This is a genomic window from Flavobacterium sp., assembly GCF_028689845.1.
Taxonomy (GTDB): domain Bacteria; phylum Bacteroidota; class Bacteroidia; order Flavobacteriales; family Flavobacteriaceae; genus Flavobacterium.
The window spans coordinates 1-15,213 of sequence record NZ_JAQVCH010000046.1 but is presented as its reverse complement, the minus strand read 5'-3'; the positions used below and the strand labels follow the sequence as shown (position 1 = coordinate 15,213).

Sequence of the window (15,213 nt, the reverse complement as noted above, 5' to 3'; positions counted from 1 at the left end):
AATCTTTTTATAAAAGTTAATTGGATTAAAACAGTATATTTTAATTTCAAAATGTTTCCTTATGAAATAGCAGTTAAGTTACCTGTTTTCTTTTACGGTAAAGTTAAGGTTCAGAGTTTAAAAGGTTCAGTACAGATCGATTCTCCAATAGAAAGAGGAATGATTGGTTTTGGAAAGAAATTTGAAAAACAAAGTGTTTCTAAAGGTATTTCTGAAGTATGTGTCAAGGGGAAAATAGTCTTTAAAGGAAGAGCATTATTTGGAAAAGATTATTTTATTTATGTAGAGAAGGATGCAATTCTGCAAATTGGAAGCATGTCAGGAATGGGGAGTAACACTAAATTAATTTGTATGAATAAAATTATTTTAGGAGATAATGTTAGAATTAGTTATGAAACCCAATTAATGGATTCAAATTTTCATCAAATGTTTGATACGGAAACAGGAGAAAGATTTCCCATTAAAGGAACTATAAATATTGGAGATTTTAATTTTATTGGAAATAGAGTAACGGTTTTACCAAACACAGAGACAAATAAGAATGTTACGATTGCCTCAAATAGTTTATGTAATAATAATTATTATGAATTAGGAGAATATATCCTTTTAGGAGGAATTCCAGCAAAATTTATAAGAAAAAATTTTTCAAGAGATTGGGAAAGTGAAAAGAATCAAAATTTTATGGATATATGGTTGAAAATTTAATAAACTATATATAGTTTTACAGCAAGAATTTAATATATAATTAACATTTTAATGATATGTTAAATTGATTTTTTTTATAATTTTAGAGAATTAACTTATTAATATTTTATTATTATGAAAAAAATTTCGTTTTTATTTGCTGTTATGATTACGACAGTAGTTTCAGCTCAATGGAGTCCAACAGGGACTTCTTTAACATCAAACATTTTTAGATCTGGTTCAGTTGGTGTTGGTTACACCACAACACCAAGTTTTGGAACAAACAAGTTTTTGGTAAATGGTAATTCTTATTTTTCCGGAAATTTAGGTATTGGTACTACTACTCCAAGTGAAAAAGTTGACATTAATGGTAATATTACTGCAAAACAAGCTTTGTTTTTTAATTCTGCTCCTAATGGAACAAATTATGCTACTTGGGCAGATAGATTTAGAGCCTCAATTGCCTTAACCGCAGGAACTAAATTATTTGACCAAGGAGTTCCTTATGGTGTTTTTAGTATATATGACTTTCCAGATAATCCAAGTGATGCTTATACACCGAATCCAACTGTGTTTTTAAATGTATCAGACAGGGCTGCTAAAACAAGATTGAGATTTTATGCAGAACAAGGTGATGAAACTGGGTTTAGAATAAATGGTAAAAATTCGGATGTGGTTTTTAGAATTTTTGATTCAGGAAATGATAATGATGTTTATTTGGATATGCCCAAATCGAACTCAAGGGTTGTGATAGCTGGTTGGGGTGACTATTTACCACAACATAAATTGGTTGTAAGAGGTAGTTCAATGATAGAAGGAAATATTTTAACAGATTCAAACATTGGTATTGGAACAAGCAATTTTACAGATGGTACAGATAGTTACAGATTATCTGTTAATGGTGCAGTAAGAGCAAATCGTGTTAGAGTTTATACAGACTGGGCTGATTATGTTTTTGAAAAAGATTATTACTTGCCTACCCTTGAAGAAGTTGAAAATCATATAAATGAAAAAGGGCATCTAATTGATATACCTTCAGCTTCTGAAGTTGAAGAAAAAGGAATTGAACTTGGAGAAATGAATAAATTATTACTTCAAAAAATAGAGGAATTGACACTTTATATTATTACATTAAATAAAGAGGTTGAACAACTAAAAGAACAAATTAAAAAATAGTATTCTATGAAAAAGAAAATTTGTTTGCTCATTTTTATGAGTCTATTTTCTTTAATAAGTTTTGGTCAAGACCTCAATTTCTTTTTAGTAGAAATGTCAAATAAGGAATTAGCTCCAAAATTTAAAAAAGAAAATAATTTTATTGTTTACGATGGAAAAGACGAAAGAGAATTTAATTTTTTTAAAAATTATAATATTCTCGATTTTTTTCAGGCTTTTCCAGATTCTAAAAGAGAAAGAACATTAAATGTATTTATGTTTGTAACCAAAGAAAAATTATTTGGTGAAAATTTGATAACTACATTGTCCGATAAATTTATAAAATTTGAAGATGTAACGGATTTTAAAGTTGAATTAAATAATAGCTATCCAAATGATTATGGAACTACTAGTCCAGTAGCTAACTTAGGATTCCCATTAAGTCTAAGTAACTTCGATTATGTTAATGTTCCTAAAGCATGGGATTATACTTATGGAAATGCTGAAGTCAAAATTGGTATTTCTGATGCAAATATTGATATAAATGATATTGATTTTATGTATAAAACAACTTTTTTGCCAGGTTATTATGAATCTCCAATTTATAATCCACCTTACTCCCTTTCTAATGAATCGTGGCATGGTACTGCAACTGCAGCCATTGCTGCAGCCCAAGGAAATAATTCTCATGGTTTAGTAGGTGTTTGTTCTAATTGTAGTATTGTCGCGACAAAATATTCTTGGGGAACACCAGGAACTTATACAAATCCAACACCTAATTTAAATAGATTATTACAACTTGCAATTTCAGGTGCAAAAGTAATAAATATGAGTTGGACTGGTCATAGCTATTCTCCTCCTAGTAATTATACTATTTATCAATGGATTTTTGATGAAATTTACGAGGATTATAATGTTGTCTGTGTTGGAAGTTCTGGAAATAATAATAGTGCACCAGGTTTATTATATGGATATCCAGCTTCTTACAATCATGTTATTTCTGTTTTATCAGTTAATCATAAAAATGAATGGAGCCAAGAAGTAGTAAATGACGCTAATTATGGTGAGATTTCTTTATTTGTAAAGGATATGGTGTCACCATCAGTTGTAACTAATTACAATGGTGATGGACCTTATGCCTTTAATTCATGGCACACAGTTAATAGTAGTGTCGATATTTGTGCTCCAGGCTATAGTAGTGTTATTTATCCTTGGTATGTTTTAGGAAACACTGATAATGGAAAACCTTTATACTACGGTAGCGGAACTTCTGGTGCTGCACCACATGTTGCTTGGACTGATGGTTTAATGTTTTCATTAAATGATTGTTTGTTAGTTGATGAAGTTGAAGATATTATTCAATTAACGTCTAAGAATTTGGAATCTATAAATGGTAATCAAAATTTTATTGGTTATTCAGGTTCTGGTAAGTTGGAGGTAGGTGATGCTGTAGAATTTACTTATGAATCGATGATTCCTAATGGCAATGCGGTTATTGATAGTCAAGACTTTTGGAGATTTAACTTTGATTTGAGTAGAATAAGTAATAATCTGACATTATCTAACTTAACTTTTAGAGAAACAAATACATCCACTTTTAAAGCTAAAAACAGCATTGATGTGATAGGAAATTCTGATTTTAATCCAACTACGGGATTTATTGATCTTAGTATCGATTCTGGGTTGGATATATGTTCCACTTCTCAAAGAATTTCTAATACTATATCTAAAAAAGAAGTAAATGACTATGATTTAATAAAAAGAAATTTTGATAAAAAAGTTCATCTCTATCCAAATCCTAATGATGGCGATTTTAGATTGATTTTTAATGAAGAAGTATCTGAAGAGATTGAAGTTAATATCTTTGATGTATTTGGTAAATTAGTATTTAGTTTAAATTCAAAAGAAACTGAAATTGATTTTAAACTGAATAATTTAAATAGTGGAGTCTATTTTGTAAAAGTAACTTCATCTGAAATTAATGAATCAATAAAATTTATAAAAAAATAGGTTAAGTTTTTGAAGAGGGCTGAAAAGCCCTCTTTATTTATTCCAAACCTCTAAATACCGTTCCGCAATCCTTACATAATCATGCTCCTTTTCAATGAAAGTTCTCGCACGTTTTCCTATTTCAATAATCTCTTGCGGATTTTCGATTAAAAAAGATAATTCTTTTACTAAATCATTCACATCGGGCAACGCATTAATTGCTACGCGTTCAGTCAGTTGATAATGTGTTGTAAACTCTTGTTCAGCACCAGTAAAAACTACTTTTCCTTTCGCCATGGCTTCTAAGGCATTGTAACCTTGGTCATAGGCATAGACTTGATCTAACAAAATGTGAGCTTTGTTATATAATTCAATATACTGTTCATACGGAATATTTTCGGTAATGATAATCTCAACTTGATTACCATATTTTTTTTCAATTTCTGCTAGTGCTTCTTCAAAAAAACGAATTCCTTTTTTGACATAATTATACCGATTAATCCCTAAAAAGAGCACAATTTTATCTTTTATCACCAAAGGTGAAAAATCTATCTTGGATGTATTAATAGGATTGGGAACCATACCACTATATTTTTGATGGCCAAGAAGTGGAAGCACATAATCAAAATCGGTTGCAATCACACCGTTTATATTTTCGAAAATATAGTCATGCAAACGAAGGTGATTTTTAGAAACATATCGCAAAATATAAGGATATTCATTCCTAGTTTCTTTTTTCTCTAAATAGGGTGTTAGAATCGAGTACTTAAACTTATTTGCCAACATGAATTGCACACCAATAGCATCGGCACCAGAAGAAAGCAAAAATAGCTTTCCGTTTTGTTCTTTTAATTTTTGGATTAATTTAATTTCTAATGAAACCGTTGTGTTGATGGCTGCTTCATTAATGAGTTGCACCACATCAAATCCTTTTAGTTTTGGTAATAAAAAGCGAAACCGAATGCCACGTTCAAAAGCAGCAATATCAAATTGAAATAATTTAAGAAAAACTCTTCGCGGATAGTAAAATAGTGCTGATTTACTCCATTTACAGTCATACGAAAAATCATTTGGATAATTCTTGAAATCGTCGCCATCACTGGCCAAAACGACTTCGTGACCTAATTCTACTAAGCCTTCTTTTAAAGAATTATGCAACCGACTGTATTCGCCTATCAATAAGATTCGCATGAATCAAGTATATTTGTATGAAATTAAAACAAATCGCTTGCAAGATAAGAAAATAAAAGTTGGATTAATAGGCACAAGTCTCGCTCATGGCGGAGCTGGGAAAATCCATGCTTTGTATTCCATTGCCTTTGAAAAAAGTGGTTTTGAAGTACACAATATTCTTGTCAATTCAAATATATCTTTTGTTTATGCTGGGCGTTTATTCGATTTAGGAAATCATAAAAGCGGTTTTTTCAATAGGTTAAAACGTTTTTCGCTACTCAAAAAACACATCAAACAAAACGAATTGGATTATGTTATCGATTTTAGAGCAAAAAACAAGCCATGGGCAGAACTTTTGCTCAGTCGATTCGTATTCACTTGTAATTATATTCCAACGATTCATAGTTTTGAATTAGGGTATTATTTTCCGAAAAATAAAACTTTGGCGAAGTTAATCTATCAAAGAGCTTTTAAAATTGTAACGGTTTCCAAAGCGATTCAATCAAAAATTGAAAAGGAATACGATTTTAAAAATGTCTTGACCATTGAAAATCCAATTGATTTTGAAGAAATAAATAAAAAAGCGGAACAACCCATTCTGACCCATTCAAAATTCATTCTTGCCGTGGGTCGGATGGACGATGACAATATCAAACAGTTTGACCAATTAATTGAAAGTTATGCGAATTCCATTTTGCCGCAACATGCCATTCACCTTTATTTTTTAGGAGATGGAGTTCAAAGAGTGAAATTGGAATTAATAGCCAAGCAATTGAAAGTTGCTGATTATGTCCATTTTATGGGTTTTCAAACAAATCCGTATGCTTATATGAAACAAGCTCAGTTTTTAGTGCTTTCTAGCCGTAATGAAGGTTATCCAACGGTTTTAGTCGAATCGTTAGTCTGTGGAACTCCAGTGATTTCGTTCGACTGCGAATCTGGACCCAATGAAATTATTCGCAATGAAATAAATGGTTTACTTGTTGAAAATCAAAATTTTGACCAACTTACACTTGCCATGAATCGATTGGTGACCGACACTGCGTTGTATGAAAATTGCCGATTTAACACAAAAGAATCCTTAGAAAAGCATCAGTTTGATAAGGTTATTGCCATTTGGAGGGAAACAATTTTCAAAAAATGAGGATTATATTTTTTTAAACTGTTAGTTTTGTATAACCTAATTTAATCAAAAACCATTTTGCAAGTTCAGTTACTTCAATTACCAAAAATTAAAGACCCTCGCGGAAATCTATCCGTCATAGAAAAAGAGGTTATTCCGTATGAAATTAAACGGGTATATTATTTGTACGATGTGCCAAGTGGAGCAGAGCGGGGAGGACATTCCCATCGTGTTCAAAAAGAGTTTTTGGTTGCTTTGAGTGGCAGTTTTAACGTAATCGTCAATGATGGTTTGAATGAACAGGTTTTTACATTAAATAATCCATCTGAAGGTTTACTGATTCATAACGGAGTTTGGCGAGAATTGAAAAATTTTTCTTCTGGAGCGGTTTGTTTGGTTGTGGCTTCCGATGTTTTTGAAGAAGAAGATTATATTCGTGATTTCCAAGAATTTAAAGATTCAATATAATAGTTATGGCTTCAGAAACGTCCTTGATTTCAATTGGAGATTTTCTTGATGTTTACTACAAAGTGAAGCAAAAAGGAGTGAAGCAATTGCTTTCCCTTTTTAAACTATCAAATAATACTCGTGTTGCTGAAAAATGGAATAACCACCAACAATCTTCGGATTATTGGATAATTCCACAATTGCAACAACACTGGAATACCTTGATTTCAGGAAATCCGACAGAAACCTATGAGTTTTATGTTTCAAAAAGGTATTTAGCCCAAAAACACAACCTTTCTCTTTTATCTATCGGTTGTGGAGAAGGTTTACATGAACGTCATTTTGCTCAATCAGGACAATTTTCTAACGTAATTGGTGTGGATATTTCTCCCAAAAGAATTGAAAAAGCTCAACAATTAGCAAACGAAGAAAAGTTGCCCATTGACTATATTGCTGGTGATTTTCATTCGATGAATTTACCAGAATCGAGTTTTGATGTGATTTTATTTGATTCAAGTTTACATCATTTTTCGAACATAGATGCTTTTTTACAAAAAGAGATTTTTCCTTTAATGAAGGATGACGGCATTTTAGTTATCAATGAATACTGCGGGCCAAACCGTTTGCAATGGACAAAAGCACAGCTAAACTATGCGAATGAATTACTGCAAGAAATTCCAAAAAAATATAAAGTATTAGTAGACGGAACTTCAATTAAACGAAAAGTATATCGACCAGGATTGCTTCGAATGTTTTTAGTTGATCCTTCGGAAGCTCCGGATTCTGCTAATTTGCAAAAAGCGTTGCATAACCATTTTTCTATACTCGAAGAAAAACGAATTGGGAATAACATTCTCCACATTCTCTTAAAAGGAATTGCCCATCATTTTGTGCAAACTGATTCTGAAAAAACAGCTTTGCTTTTTGATTTAATAGCAAAAGAAAAAGGATTTGTAACCAAAGTTGGAAAATCGGATAGTATTTTTGGTGTTTACCAAAAGAAAACTACGACTTAAATAATCGCGTATACCAATCAAAATATATCGTATTCGAATTGAAAGTTTTACTCAATTTCATTAATTTTTGAAGGACAAAACGAGGTGATTTCAATAGTATTTTACTTTTCAGTGAACAATTCTTCAAATCGATAGCAGCATAATAGAACTCGAAATTTTGAGAATCTCCCGCTAATTTGTGTTTTAAAGCATAAACTACTCGGTATAAATCCAAGAATCTCTTTAACGAATAATTCGTTTTTTCTTCGTCCTTAAATTTATTCAATTTTGCAAATTGGCGTTTTGTAGTTTCACTAAAACTGATTTTATTTTGAGCCGTCATTTTATAGCGTGCCGACTTAGAAGTTGTAAAAGCAACTGGAAATGTAATAGCAATCCGAATCCACATATCGGTGTCTTCTCCAGCTCCTAAAGTAATTGATTCATCAAAATTACCGATTTGAGCTAACACTTTTTTTGGAACTGCAACTGCACTTGTCCACGCCAAACGATATCGCATGCTTGACTTAAAAAAATCAGGAACAATTCCATTCCAATTTGAAGTTGGAATAGCATCAAAAGTGGGTTGAATGATAGAATTTTCTCCAAAATAAAGTTCATAATTTGTAGCCAACAAACCCGCTTTGGGAAACTGTTGGTATAATTGGAATAAATCTTCTAAATGATTCGGATACCAATAATCATCTGCATCAAGAAAAGCAATGAGTTGCCCCGTTGTTTTTTCCAGCCCAAGATTTCGGGCTTTTGATACACCTTGATTAGCTGTAGTTATTAATTTGATTCGATTATCCGAAAATGACTTTACAATAGTTTCACTACCGTCGGTTGAACCATCGTTGATGACGATTACTTCAAAATCATGAAAGCTTTGTAGCAAAACACTTTCAAGCGTTTGCCTAATTTCTTTTTCCTTATTGTAAAGCGGAATGATAATTGAAAATAAGGGTTTCATGGTCTTTTTATTATGCTAAGGAACAAAGATAACCCAAACGGTACATATCAAAATAGATTAGTTTTGGATTTGTACTCAGGATATTTTTCTTTAAAATAGGAGCAACAATTCTAAAGCCAAAGGCAACCAATTTAGTTAATCGCCACTTTTTTAGTTTGGTATAAGCTTGTACTAACGGATTCATTTGGTCGACTTCTTTTTCATGCAATAAGTATTTTTTTCGAGATTCTACGCCTTGCAATGCTTTTTGAAAATAAATTTCGTTGGATTCTAACCCTAAATGAATAATCGGATTGTCTAAATGAAGCACAGGAATTTTTTGTTGAAACAATTGATACCCAAAATAAATATCCATGCCATAATTTTTTTCGCTTGCTTGGTAATTTAAGCCTAGAAAAATGGATTTTGGCACAAGCATGTTTCCAGAAAACACGTAGGTATACGGATGTGTGTTTCGTTCTGAGGCTTGTTTTTCTTCCCGTTCTTTGCCGTAACGGTAGCGAAGAATTTTATTGAAATCACTTAATTCTTTTTCATATTCATAGCCTCCAAAAATCACGGTGCTGGGTTGTAAAGCATCAAGATAAGCTTGAATAAAAGTAATTTTGGCTGGAATTACATCAGCATCTAAAAATAAAAGCCAATCATATTGAGCCTTTTCGGCTAATTTTTGACGCGTTAACGTGCGACCACAATTAGTTTCATTGACACTATAAAAGCAGTTTGGCAAATCGGAAATAGTTTGGTTTTCAAGGTAATACTCGCTTTTAGATTGGTCATCCAAGCAAATAATTTCAAAAGGAATTTGAGCTTCAATACATTGTTCATGCACTCTTTGGACAAGAGTAACAATTGAATAATTATAAGTAGGAATTAAAATGGATACCATGATTACAATCTAAATAAACCGTATTTAAAGATACACCAAATGGCTCTAAATCCATCTTTCCAGTTGATTTTTTTTCCTTCTTCGTAGGTTCGTCCGTAATAGGAAATGCCTACTTCATATATTTTGATTCGGTTAATCCGAGCAATTTTTTGGGTTACTTCCGGTTCAAAACCAAATCGTTTTTCTTTTAAAGTTAAGGATTTTAAAATTCGAGCATCAAATAATTTGTAGCACGTTTCCATATCGGATAAATTTAAATTGCTAAATAAATTGGACAAGAATGTTAAAAATCGGTTGCCGATGGTATGCCAAAAAAACAAAATGCGGTGCGGATTTCCACCCATAAAGCGAGAACCATAAACTACATCGGCATGACCGTCTAAAATTGGCTTTAAAAGTAAATTATATTCTTCTGGATCATATTCTAAATCAGCATCTTGAATGATAATATAATCACCAGTTGCTTTAGCAATTCCGGTATGAATGGCCGCTCCTTTCCCTTGGTTCTGAGCATGTTTATAATAGGAGAGTGGGAGTTCGGGGTTTTCTTTTTGGTATAAAAGAATGTTATTTTCGGTGGCATCGGTTGAATAATCATTTACAATTATGACTTCTTTTGCCAGATTTTCAAGTAAAGTAACGGCTTTTATCTTATTTAAGATAAGATGAATGGTGTTGGCCTCATTGAAAGCGGGAATGATAATTGATAACTTTTTTATACGAATTTGGTTTTCCATAGAATTGAAAATAATACCCTATTTTTGACTATTATTTTTTGAAGGAGCAATTTAGTTTTTTTCAAGCAATAGGGCATTTATTTCCATAAAAATATGTTTCTTTTTTTTAAAAAATACCGTTTTCATTCTCTTTTGGTCTTTCTTGGACTGATTTGGCTTTTGTTTTTGTATACCTTTTTAGATATTTCTGCTCAAACTTTGATTTTTCCCGATGCAAGTAATTATAATGAAGCAGCTACTAATTTATATTGGTATTATCGTGGCCATTGTTATCGACCGATGTTGATGGCAGGAATATATGGTTTTCCGTTGCTGTTTGGAGCTTCGGATACTGATTTATATACCAGTTCGATTTACATCAATGTTGTTCTTTGGTTGGCTACTATTTTAATTTTATTTGAAATGTTGCTCTACTATGTTTCTCAAAAAATGGCTTTTTGGCTTGCGTTAGTTTTTATTTTAATGATTACTAATACATTATATAATTTTCATTTATTGGCGGAAACTTCCTTTTTATTTTTTCTGTTACTGAGTTTTTATTTTTTACAACGGTATGAAAAAACACGGGTTTTTAAGTGGTTAGCAATCGGCTTGGCGTTGTTGGTACTCAGTATGTTGATTAAACCGGCGAGTAAGTTTTTTGCCATCTTGGTCTTGATTTACTATGCACGCGTGTTATTTCTAAACTATAAAACCAAAGCGATATTTTTATTGTATGCGGCTCTATTTTTATGTTTTATACAAGCCGCTGGTTTAAAACACCAATTTGGTGATTTTACGATTAGTTATATTGATAGTGTCACGTTTCATAACTATTTGTTTTCGAAAGCAGATGCCTATCGAAACGGTGAAGAATATCACCAAATTGATAATCCTAGAGCTACTTATTTATTTTCTAAAAAAGTGCATGAGCAAAAACAAATTGCGAACGCGGATATCAAAGAACAATTGCTAAATAACAAAGTCAATTTAATAAAAGCTTATGGAAATAATTTTCTTTGGAATTCGGCTACAGGTTCAATATGTGTCAATGCTTATTCTAAAGAATCACAAAGTAATCCCTTTAATCAAAAGCAGTCCGTTTTATATATCATTTCTAAATACCAAAACCGATTAATGACGGTTTTAGGAATTATAGTGGCCTTGTTTTCACTGTTTTATTTTTACAAAAAAGAAAGCACCGCTTTTCTGGCGGCACTTTTTGTCTTATATATTATTGGAATTTCAGGAATTTCGAGTGATCAAGGAGATCGCTTTCATCTTATTACCTATCCTTTTACGCTCTTCTTGTTAGCGGCATTTTTAAAGTCTAAACTGTTCTTTGCACGACTTCAAAAATAGTACTGTCTTCGCATTTTAAGGTTTTGGATGGAAATTTCATAATTAATGCATAATCATGGGTGGCCATAATAATGGTTTTTCCGTTTTGATTAATTTTACGGAGCACTTCCATTACTTCTACACTAGTTTGCGGGTCTAAGTTTCCGGTAGGCTCATCTGCTAAGATTAATTCAGGATCATTTAATAACGCTCTTGCAATGGCGACGCGTTGTTGCTCACCGCCTGAAAGTTGGTGCGGCATTTTATGTGCCATCGATTTCATACCTACTTTTTCAAGTACTTCGTCAATTTTTTGATGCATATCGGCTTTTTCTTTCCAACCTGTTGCTTTTAAAACAAACTCTAGGTTTTCTTGAATAGTTCGGTCGGGTAATAATTTAAAATCTTGAAAAACGATTCCAATTTTTCTACGTAAATAAGGAATATCTTTTTCTTTTAATTTTGCCAAATCAAAATCAACAATCGAACCCTCTCCATTTGTCAAAGGTAAATCGGCATACAGTGTTTTCATAAAACTACTTTTTCCTGAACCCGTTTTTCCAATGACATAAATAAATTCTCCACGTTGTACATCAAGGTTGATGTTCTTGAGAATCATATTTTTTTCTTGAAAAATATTTACATTTTTCAGCGACGCGATGTGAGTTGACATAGTGGAATAGTTTGAACGGTAAAAGTAGTGAGTTCAAAAGGCTTTTCAAAATTTTATTTGAGTTAGCTTTTCAAAATCGAGTATAAATTTGTTCTATAAATTTAAGAAGTGAATTTGATTTTAGGTTGTAATTTATTGTGGAAACAACAAGGTTATTTGTGCTCTCAATTGTGAATCGGGACCATATTGAGGCTTTTCAATGTTAACATAATAACCTGCTTGAGCATTTATAGGAAGTTTTCCTAAGCGAAATAACTTGCCAAATCCAGCTCCTAAAGGAATTGTCCACTGTTCGCCAGATTCTGCTTCCCAATTGGCAGTAATGATAGGTGCCGAATTTACATACCATCCTTTTTCCAGGTTTTTTACGGCGAAAATTTGAGAATAAAAGAAATTCACGTCTCCACGATCGTCTGCTCCTGCAAATGACCAAGTATTTTGGATAATAGTACCAATTGTCCATCCTTTTGGTTGTACCAACAAGACAACCGAAGGCCCTGCTGCCCATTTTCCGGAGCCTAAATAAGAATCAGTCGCTGTAGGAAGTCCCAAGGCGACGCCTCCACCATAAATTAATTTTCCAGGTTTTGCTGGGGTAAGGAACATGCTTAAACTGACATCTCCCAATCCAAATTCACTGTCGTTCGATCCAACAGGTTGTGAAATTATAGGCAAAATAGTTCTAGTAATTAAGTTAAGGTTTTCATTTAAATTAAGCGGGATTACGGGTTGAATATTTAAAGTGTTACGGGTACGATTATCAGGACCAATACCAAAATCCGTATTGTTTTGAAAAGGAAGACTAATCAGATTGGCAATAGGGTTTTGAATTTTACTTTCTAAATCACTCGTTGGAGCCTGTTCTTTTTCTTGACTAATTGCAAATCCACTGCTTAGAAGAAATAAAATGAATACTAAATTAAGGTTTTTCATTGTTGTTATATTAACATTGTTTCATTCGAAACAGTTTTGTTATTTATACTTTAAAAAAATAAAATCAATTTAAATTTTGAGCATTATTGATTTTACTAATTTCTTAAAAAAAAATCGGTACAGAGAGAAAAACGCTCTGTACCGATTAAGTTTTATTTGTTTGTCTTTCCTTCTAATTCAGGTAAGATGATGCCTTTTTCTTTCATCAATTGTTTTGCCTGTTCCAAAGTACGGAATTGTTTAATTCCTACTGGTCCTGCATATGACTCACTTTGAAGTGGTCTAGGCGGGTAGTCCACGTAGGTCTTCATAAGTGTGGTAAGTTGTTTGGTAAAAATTGGTGCAGTCCAAGTCTTCTCGGTATAACTATTCATAAACACGTCATAACGCTCTTGTGGATCTTGCCATAAATCATAAAGAGCAGGTACAGTTGCTACATAAGCTTCAGCTCCTCTCCATCCCAATTGTTGACCTGGCATATCACTTCCTGCCATGGCACCATTATCTCCTCGTAAATTAAATACTGCTTTGAATTTACCAAATCTTATAGCACCTGGAGCCAATTCTGTTTCGGTAAAATAAAACCATGTAGTACGAAGTGGTTCTCCTTGATTGAACAATACATTAGCCATGTCATAACTATCAAAAATAATTGGTTTACCTTCTCTGTCAATTTTTGGTAATTCTACGCCTGCTAAATTAGCAAAAGTAGCCATTAAGTCAAGACCACCAACGATTTCGTGGCTATCGCTTCCAGCTTCAATTTGACCTGGCCACCAAGCAATAGCAGGTACGCGGCTACCAGCTTCTCTATCAGTGCCTTTGGTACCTCTAAACGGCGTGTATCCGGCATCTGGATGTACATCTTGCCAAGCTCCATTATCTACAGTATAAATGACAATAGTATTTTCTGAAATACCCAAAGCACGGATTTTATCCATCACGCGACCTACGTTGTAATCCATTTCCACTACGGCATCTGCATATTTGCTCTTGGCTGCTGATTTTCCTACAAATTGCTTAGAAGGCAAGTTTGGTTGGTGGTTCTTAGCGAAATTGATACTCATAAAGAATGGTTTTTTGTCTTTAGCATAAACATCTAATTGCTTTAGTACGTTATCGGTCATCACCATATCCAATTCTGCAATGTTTTCTTCAGTCACCTTGCTAACTTCTCTTACTTTTCCACCTGCTTCACCTTCTAAAACGCCAGTAGTTACTTTTTCAAAGAAAGCTAACATGTCTTTAGGCATATCTGGGTTAAAGGAAGGCATAGTATAGGTATAAGCATTCAAGTGATACAATACTACATCTTGCATTTTGTCATAACCTTGTGCAATAGGCATGGCATAAGCTTCCTCACCTAAATGCCATTTTCCAGAGAAATAGGTAGAGTAACCTCCTTTTTTAAGTACGGAGGCCAGCGTCCATTCTGCCGCTGGAAGTCCACCACCTTGACCTTGAAAAGCTACAGTAGTCATTCCACTTCGATTGGGAATACGTCCAGTTTGCATTGCCGCTCTTCCTGGAGTACAACTAGGTTGGCCGTAAAAATCCCAAAATTTCATTCCTTCTTTGGCAATACGATCTAGATTTGGCGTATCCATACCACGTCCTTTTCCTCCGCCGTAAACACCAAGGTCTCCCCATCCAGTATCATCGGATACGATTAAAACAATGTTCGGCTTCTTGGGTCTTTCGCTCTTTTTTTGAGCTTGTACCACTGACATGCTTAGGCAGATGATACTGGCCATAAATAAATTTAATAATTTTGTTTGTATCATTTTGTAAATATTAAAGATTAGCAAATTATTGATTAAGGTAATGTTTTCGTTCAAATACATCAAAATATACGTTTTTTGATGGGAATTGATTGCAATTTAATATTATTGTAGCTATTTTCATGCAGTAAAAGATTTTTTTATATTCATTTTTATCCCTATGTAAACTTTTACTTTATAAGTTCAAAATCTCCAGGAATCCATGTTTGGTCAAACCATGGCTCAAGCGGGCCATATAATCTAAAGGCCACGAAGAATCCTTTACCGGCTCTGGACTGTAGCCAGTTCGCCTCTTTACCTTTAGGGGCATTGTTTTTTGGTCCAACATATATGGTTATCGA

Annotated in this window: 15 protein-coding genes; 7 read left to right on the top strand and 8 right to left on the bottom strand. The window is 33.0% G+C overall.

The genetic code is table 11. The features are described 5' to 3' along the window. The 3 genes from PHR76_RS12515 to PHR76_RS12505 all read left to right on the top strand — a co-directional run. Nucleotides 1-705, top strand: a 705-nt coding sequence (locus tag PHR76_RS12515) for a transferase (RefSeq protein ID WP_366143603.1), incomplete at its 5' end; no start/stop codon positions are given. Nucleotides 706-819: 114 nt separating this feature from the next. Next, nucleotides 820-1,860, top strand: a complete 1,041-nt coding sequence (locus PHR76_RS12510) for a hypothetical protein (RefSeq protein ID WP_300063287.1) — start codon at nucleotides 820-822, stop codon at nucleotides 1,858-1,860. 6 nt (nucleotides 1,861-1,866) lie between these two features. Continuing rightward, nucleotides 1,867-3,849: a S8 family serine peptidase gene (locus PHR76_RS12505; protein ID WP_300063284.1), complete on the top strand. Its 1,983-nt coding sequence runs from the start codon at nucleotides 1,867-1,869 to the stop codon at nucleotides 3,847-3,849. A 33-nt stretch (nucleotides 3,850-3,882) separates the two neighbouring features. On the opposite strand, the gene PHR76_RS12500 is transcribed toward PHR76_RS12505, so the two are convergent. After that, nucleotides 3,883-5,019, bottom strand: a complete 1,137-nt coding sequence (locus PHR76_RS12500; protein ID WP_300063281.1) for a glycosyltransferase — start codon at nucleotides 5,017-5,019, stop codon at nucleotides 3,883-3,885. On the opposite strand from PHR76_RS12500, the gene PHR76_RS12495 reads away from it, so the two are divergent. Genes PHR76_RS12495 through PHR76_RS12485 form a run of 3 tightly spaced genes read left to right on the top strand, consistent with a single transcriptional unit; the run spans nucleotide 5,018 to nucleotide 7,587 of the window. After that, nucleotides 5,018-6,145 carry a glycosyltransferase gene (locus PHR76_RS12495; protein ID WP_300063278.1) on the top strand — a complete coding sequence of 376 codons (1,128 nt, stop codon included), beginning with the start codon at nucleotides 5,018-5,020 and terminating at the stop codon, nucleotides 6,143-6,145. The genes PHR76_RS12500 and PHR76_RS12495 overlap by 2 nt on opposite strands. Before the next feature lie 57 nt (nucleotides 6,146-6,202). Beyond that, entirely contained in the window at nucleotides 6,203-6,592 is a 390-nt protein-coding gene (locus PHR76_RS12490) for an FdtA/QdtA family cupin domain-containing protein (RefSeq protein WP_300063275.1), read from the top strand. A gap of 5 nt (nucleotides 6,593-6,597) precedes the next feature. Continuing rightward, nucleotides 6,598-7,587 carry a class I SAM-dependent methyltransferase gene (locus PHR76_RS12485; RefSeq protein ID WP_300063272.1) on the top strand — a complete coding sequence of 330 codons (990 nt, stop codon included), beginning with the start codon at nucleotides 6,598-6,600 and terminating at the stop codon, nucleotides 7,585-7,587. Here PHR76_RS12485 and PHR76_RS12480 read toward each other — a convergent pair. Genes PHR76_RS12480 through PHR76_RS12470 form a run of 3 tightly spaced genes read right to left on the bottom strand, consistent with a single transcriptional unit; the run spans nucleotide 7,577 to nucleotide 10,165 of the window. After that, nucleotides 7,577-8,539: a glycosyltransferase family 2 protein gene (locus tag PHR76_RS12480; RefSeq protein ID WP_300063269.1), complete on the bottom strand. Its 963-nt coding sequence runs from the start codon at nucleotides 8,537-8,539 to the stop codon at nucleotides 7,577-7,579. The genes PHR76_RS12485 and PHR76_RS12480 overlap by 11 nt on opposite strands. Before the next feature lie 10 nt (nucleotides 8,540-8,549). Then, nucleotides 8,550-9,428 carry a glycosyltransferase gene (locus PHR76_RS12475; RefSeq protein WP_300063266.1) on the bottom strand — a complete coding sequence of 293 codons (879 nt, stop codon included), beginning with the start codon at nucleotides 9,426-9,428 and terminating at the stop codon, nucleotides 8,550-8,552. A gap of 2 nt (nucleotides 9,429-9,430) precedes the next feature. Then, on the bottom strand, nucleotides 9,431-10,165 hold the full coding sequence (locus PHR76_RS12470) for a glycosyltransferase family 2 protein (protein ID WP_300063264.1): 735 nt from the start codon (nucleotides 10,163-10,165) through the stop codon (nucleotides 9,431-9,433). Between the two features lie 93 nt (nucleotides 10,166-10,258). Between PHR76_RS12470 and PHR76_RS12465 the strand changes: the two genes are divergently transcribed. Further along, a complete protein-coding gene (locus PHR76_RS12465) occupies nucleotides 10,259-11,506 on the top strand; it encodes a hypothetical protein (protein WP_300063261.1) in 1,248 nt (415 codons plus the stop codon). Here the strand turns inward: PHR76_RS12465 and PHR76_RS12460 are convergent. The 4 genes from PHR76_RS12460 to PHR76_RS13225 all read right to left on the bottom strand — a co-directional run bounded on the left by PHR76_RS12460 (nucleotide 11,475) and on the right by PHR76_RS13225 (nucleotide 15,204). Continuing rightward, nucleotides 11,475-12,158 (bottom strand): ATP-binding cassette domain-containing protein, encoded by a 684-nt coding sequence (locus PHR76_RS12460; protein WP_300063256.1) that lies wholly within the window; start codon nucleotides 12,156-12,158, stop codon nucleotides 11,475-11,477. The two genes, PHR76_RS12465 and PHR76_RS12460, sit on opposite strands and share 32 nt — an antisense overlap. 132 nt (nucleotides 12,159-12,290) lie before the next feature. After that, nucleotides 12,291-13,091, bottom strand: a complete 801-nt coding sequence (locus PHR76_RS12455; protein ID WP_300063253.1) for a neuromedin U — start codon at nucleotides 13,089-13,091, stop codon at nucleotides 12,291-12,293. Nucleotides 13,092-13,243: 152 nt separating this feature from the next. Beyond that, a complete protein-coding gene (locus tag PHR76_RS12450) occupies nucleotides 13,244-14,875 on the bottom strand; it encodes an arylsulfatase (protein WP_300063250.1) in 1,632 nt (543 codons plus the stop codon). A gap of 167 nt (nucleotides 14,876-15,042) precedes the next feature. Continuing rightward, nucleotides 15,043-15,204 (bottom strand): DUF1214 domain-containing protein, encoded by a 162-nt coding sequence (locus PHR76_RS13225; RefSeq protein WP_366143604.1) that lies wholly within the window; start codon nucleotides 15,202-15,204, stop codon nucleotides 15,043-15,045. Nucleotides 15,205-15,213 lie beyond the last annotated feature (9 nt).

Coding starts and splice junctions, on each gene's coding strand:
- PHR76_RS12510 (WP_300063287.1), top strand. CDS start 820: ATGAAAAAAATTTCGTTTTTATTTGCTGTTATGATTACGACAGTAGTT.
- PHR76_RS12505 (WP_300063284.1), top strand. CDS start 1,867: ATGAAAAAGAAAATTTGTTTGCTCATTTTTATGAGTCTATTTTCTTTA.
- PHR76_RS12495 (WP_300063278.1), top strand. CDS start 5,018: ATGAATCAAGTATATTTGTATGAAATTAAAACAAATCGCTTGCAAGAT.
- PHR76_RS12500 (WP_300063281.1), bottom strand. CDS start 5,019: ATGCGAATCTTATTGATAGGCGAATACAGTCGGTTGCATAATTCTTTA.
- PHR76_RS12485 (WP_300063272.1), top strand. CDS start 6,598: ATGGCTTCAGAAACGTCCTTGATTTCAATTGGAGATTTTCTTGATGTT.
- PHR76_RS12480 (WP_300063269.1), bottom strand. CDS start 8,539: ATGAAACCCTTATTTTCAATTATCATTCCGCTTTACAATAAGGAAAAA.
- PHR76_RS12475 (WP_300063266.1), bottom strand. CDS start 9,428: ATGGTATCCATTTTAATTCCTACTTATAATTATTCAATTGTTACTCTT.
- PHR76_RS12470 (WP_300063264.1), bottom strand. CDS start 10,165: ATGGAAAACCAAATTCGTATAAAAAAGTTATCAATTATCATTCCCGCT.
- PHR76_RS12465 (WP_300063261.1), top strand. CDS start 10,259: ATGTTTCTTTTTTTTAAAAAATACCGTTTTCATTCTCTTTTGGTCTTT.
- PHR76_RS12460 (WP_300063256.1), bottom strand. CDS start 12,158: ATGTCAACTCACATCGCGTCGCTGAAAAATGTAAATATTTTTCAAGAA.
- PHR76_RS12455 (WP_300063253.1), bottom strand. CDS start 13,091: ATGAAAAACCTTAATTTAGTATTCATTTTATTTCTTCTAAGCAGTGGA.
- PHR76_RS12450 (WP_300063250.1), bottom strand. CDS start 14,875: ATGATACAAACAAAATTATTAAATTTATTTATGGCCAGTATCATCTGC.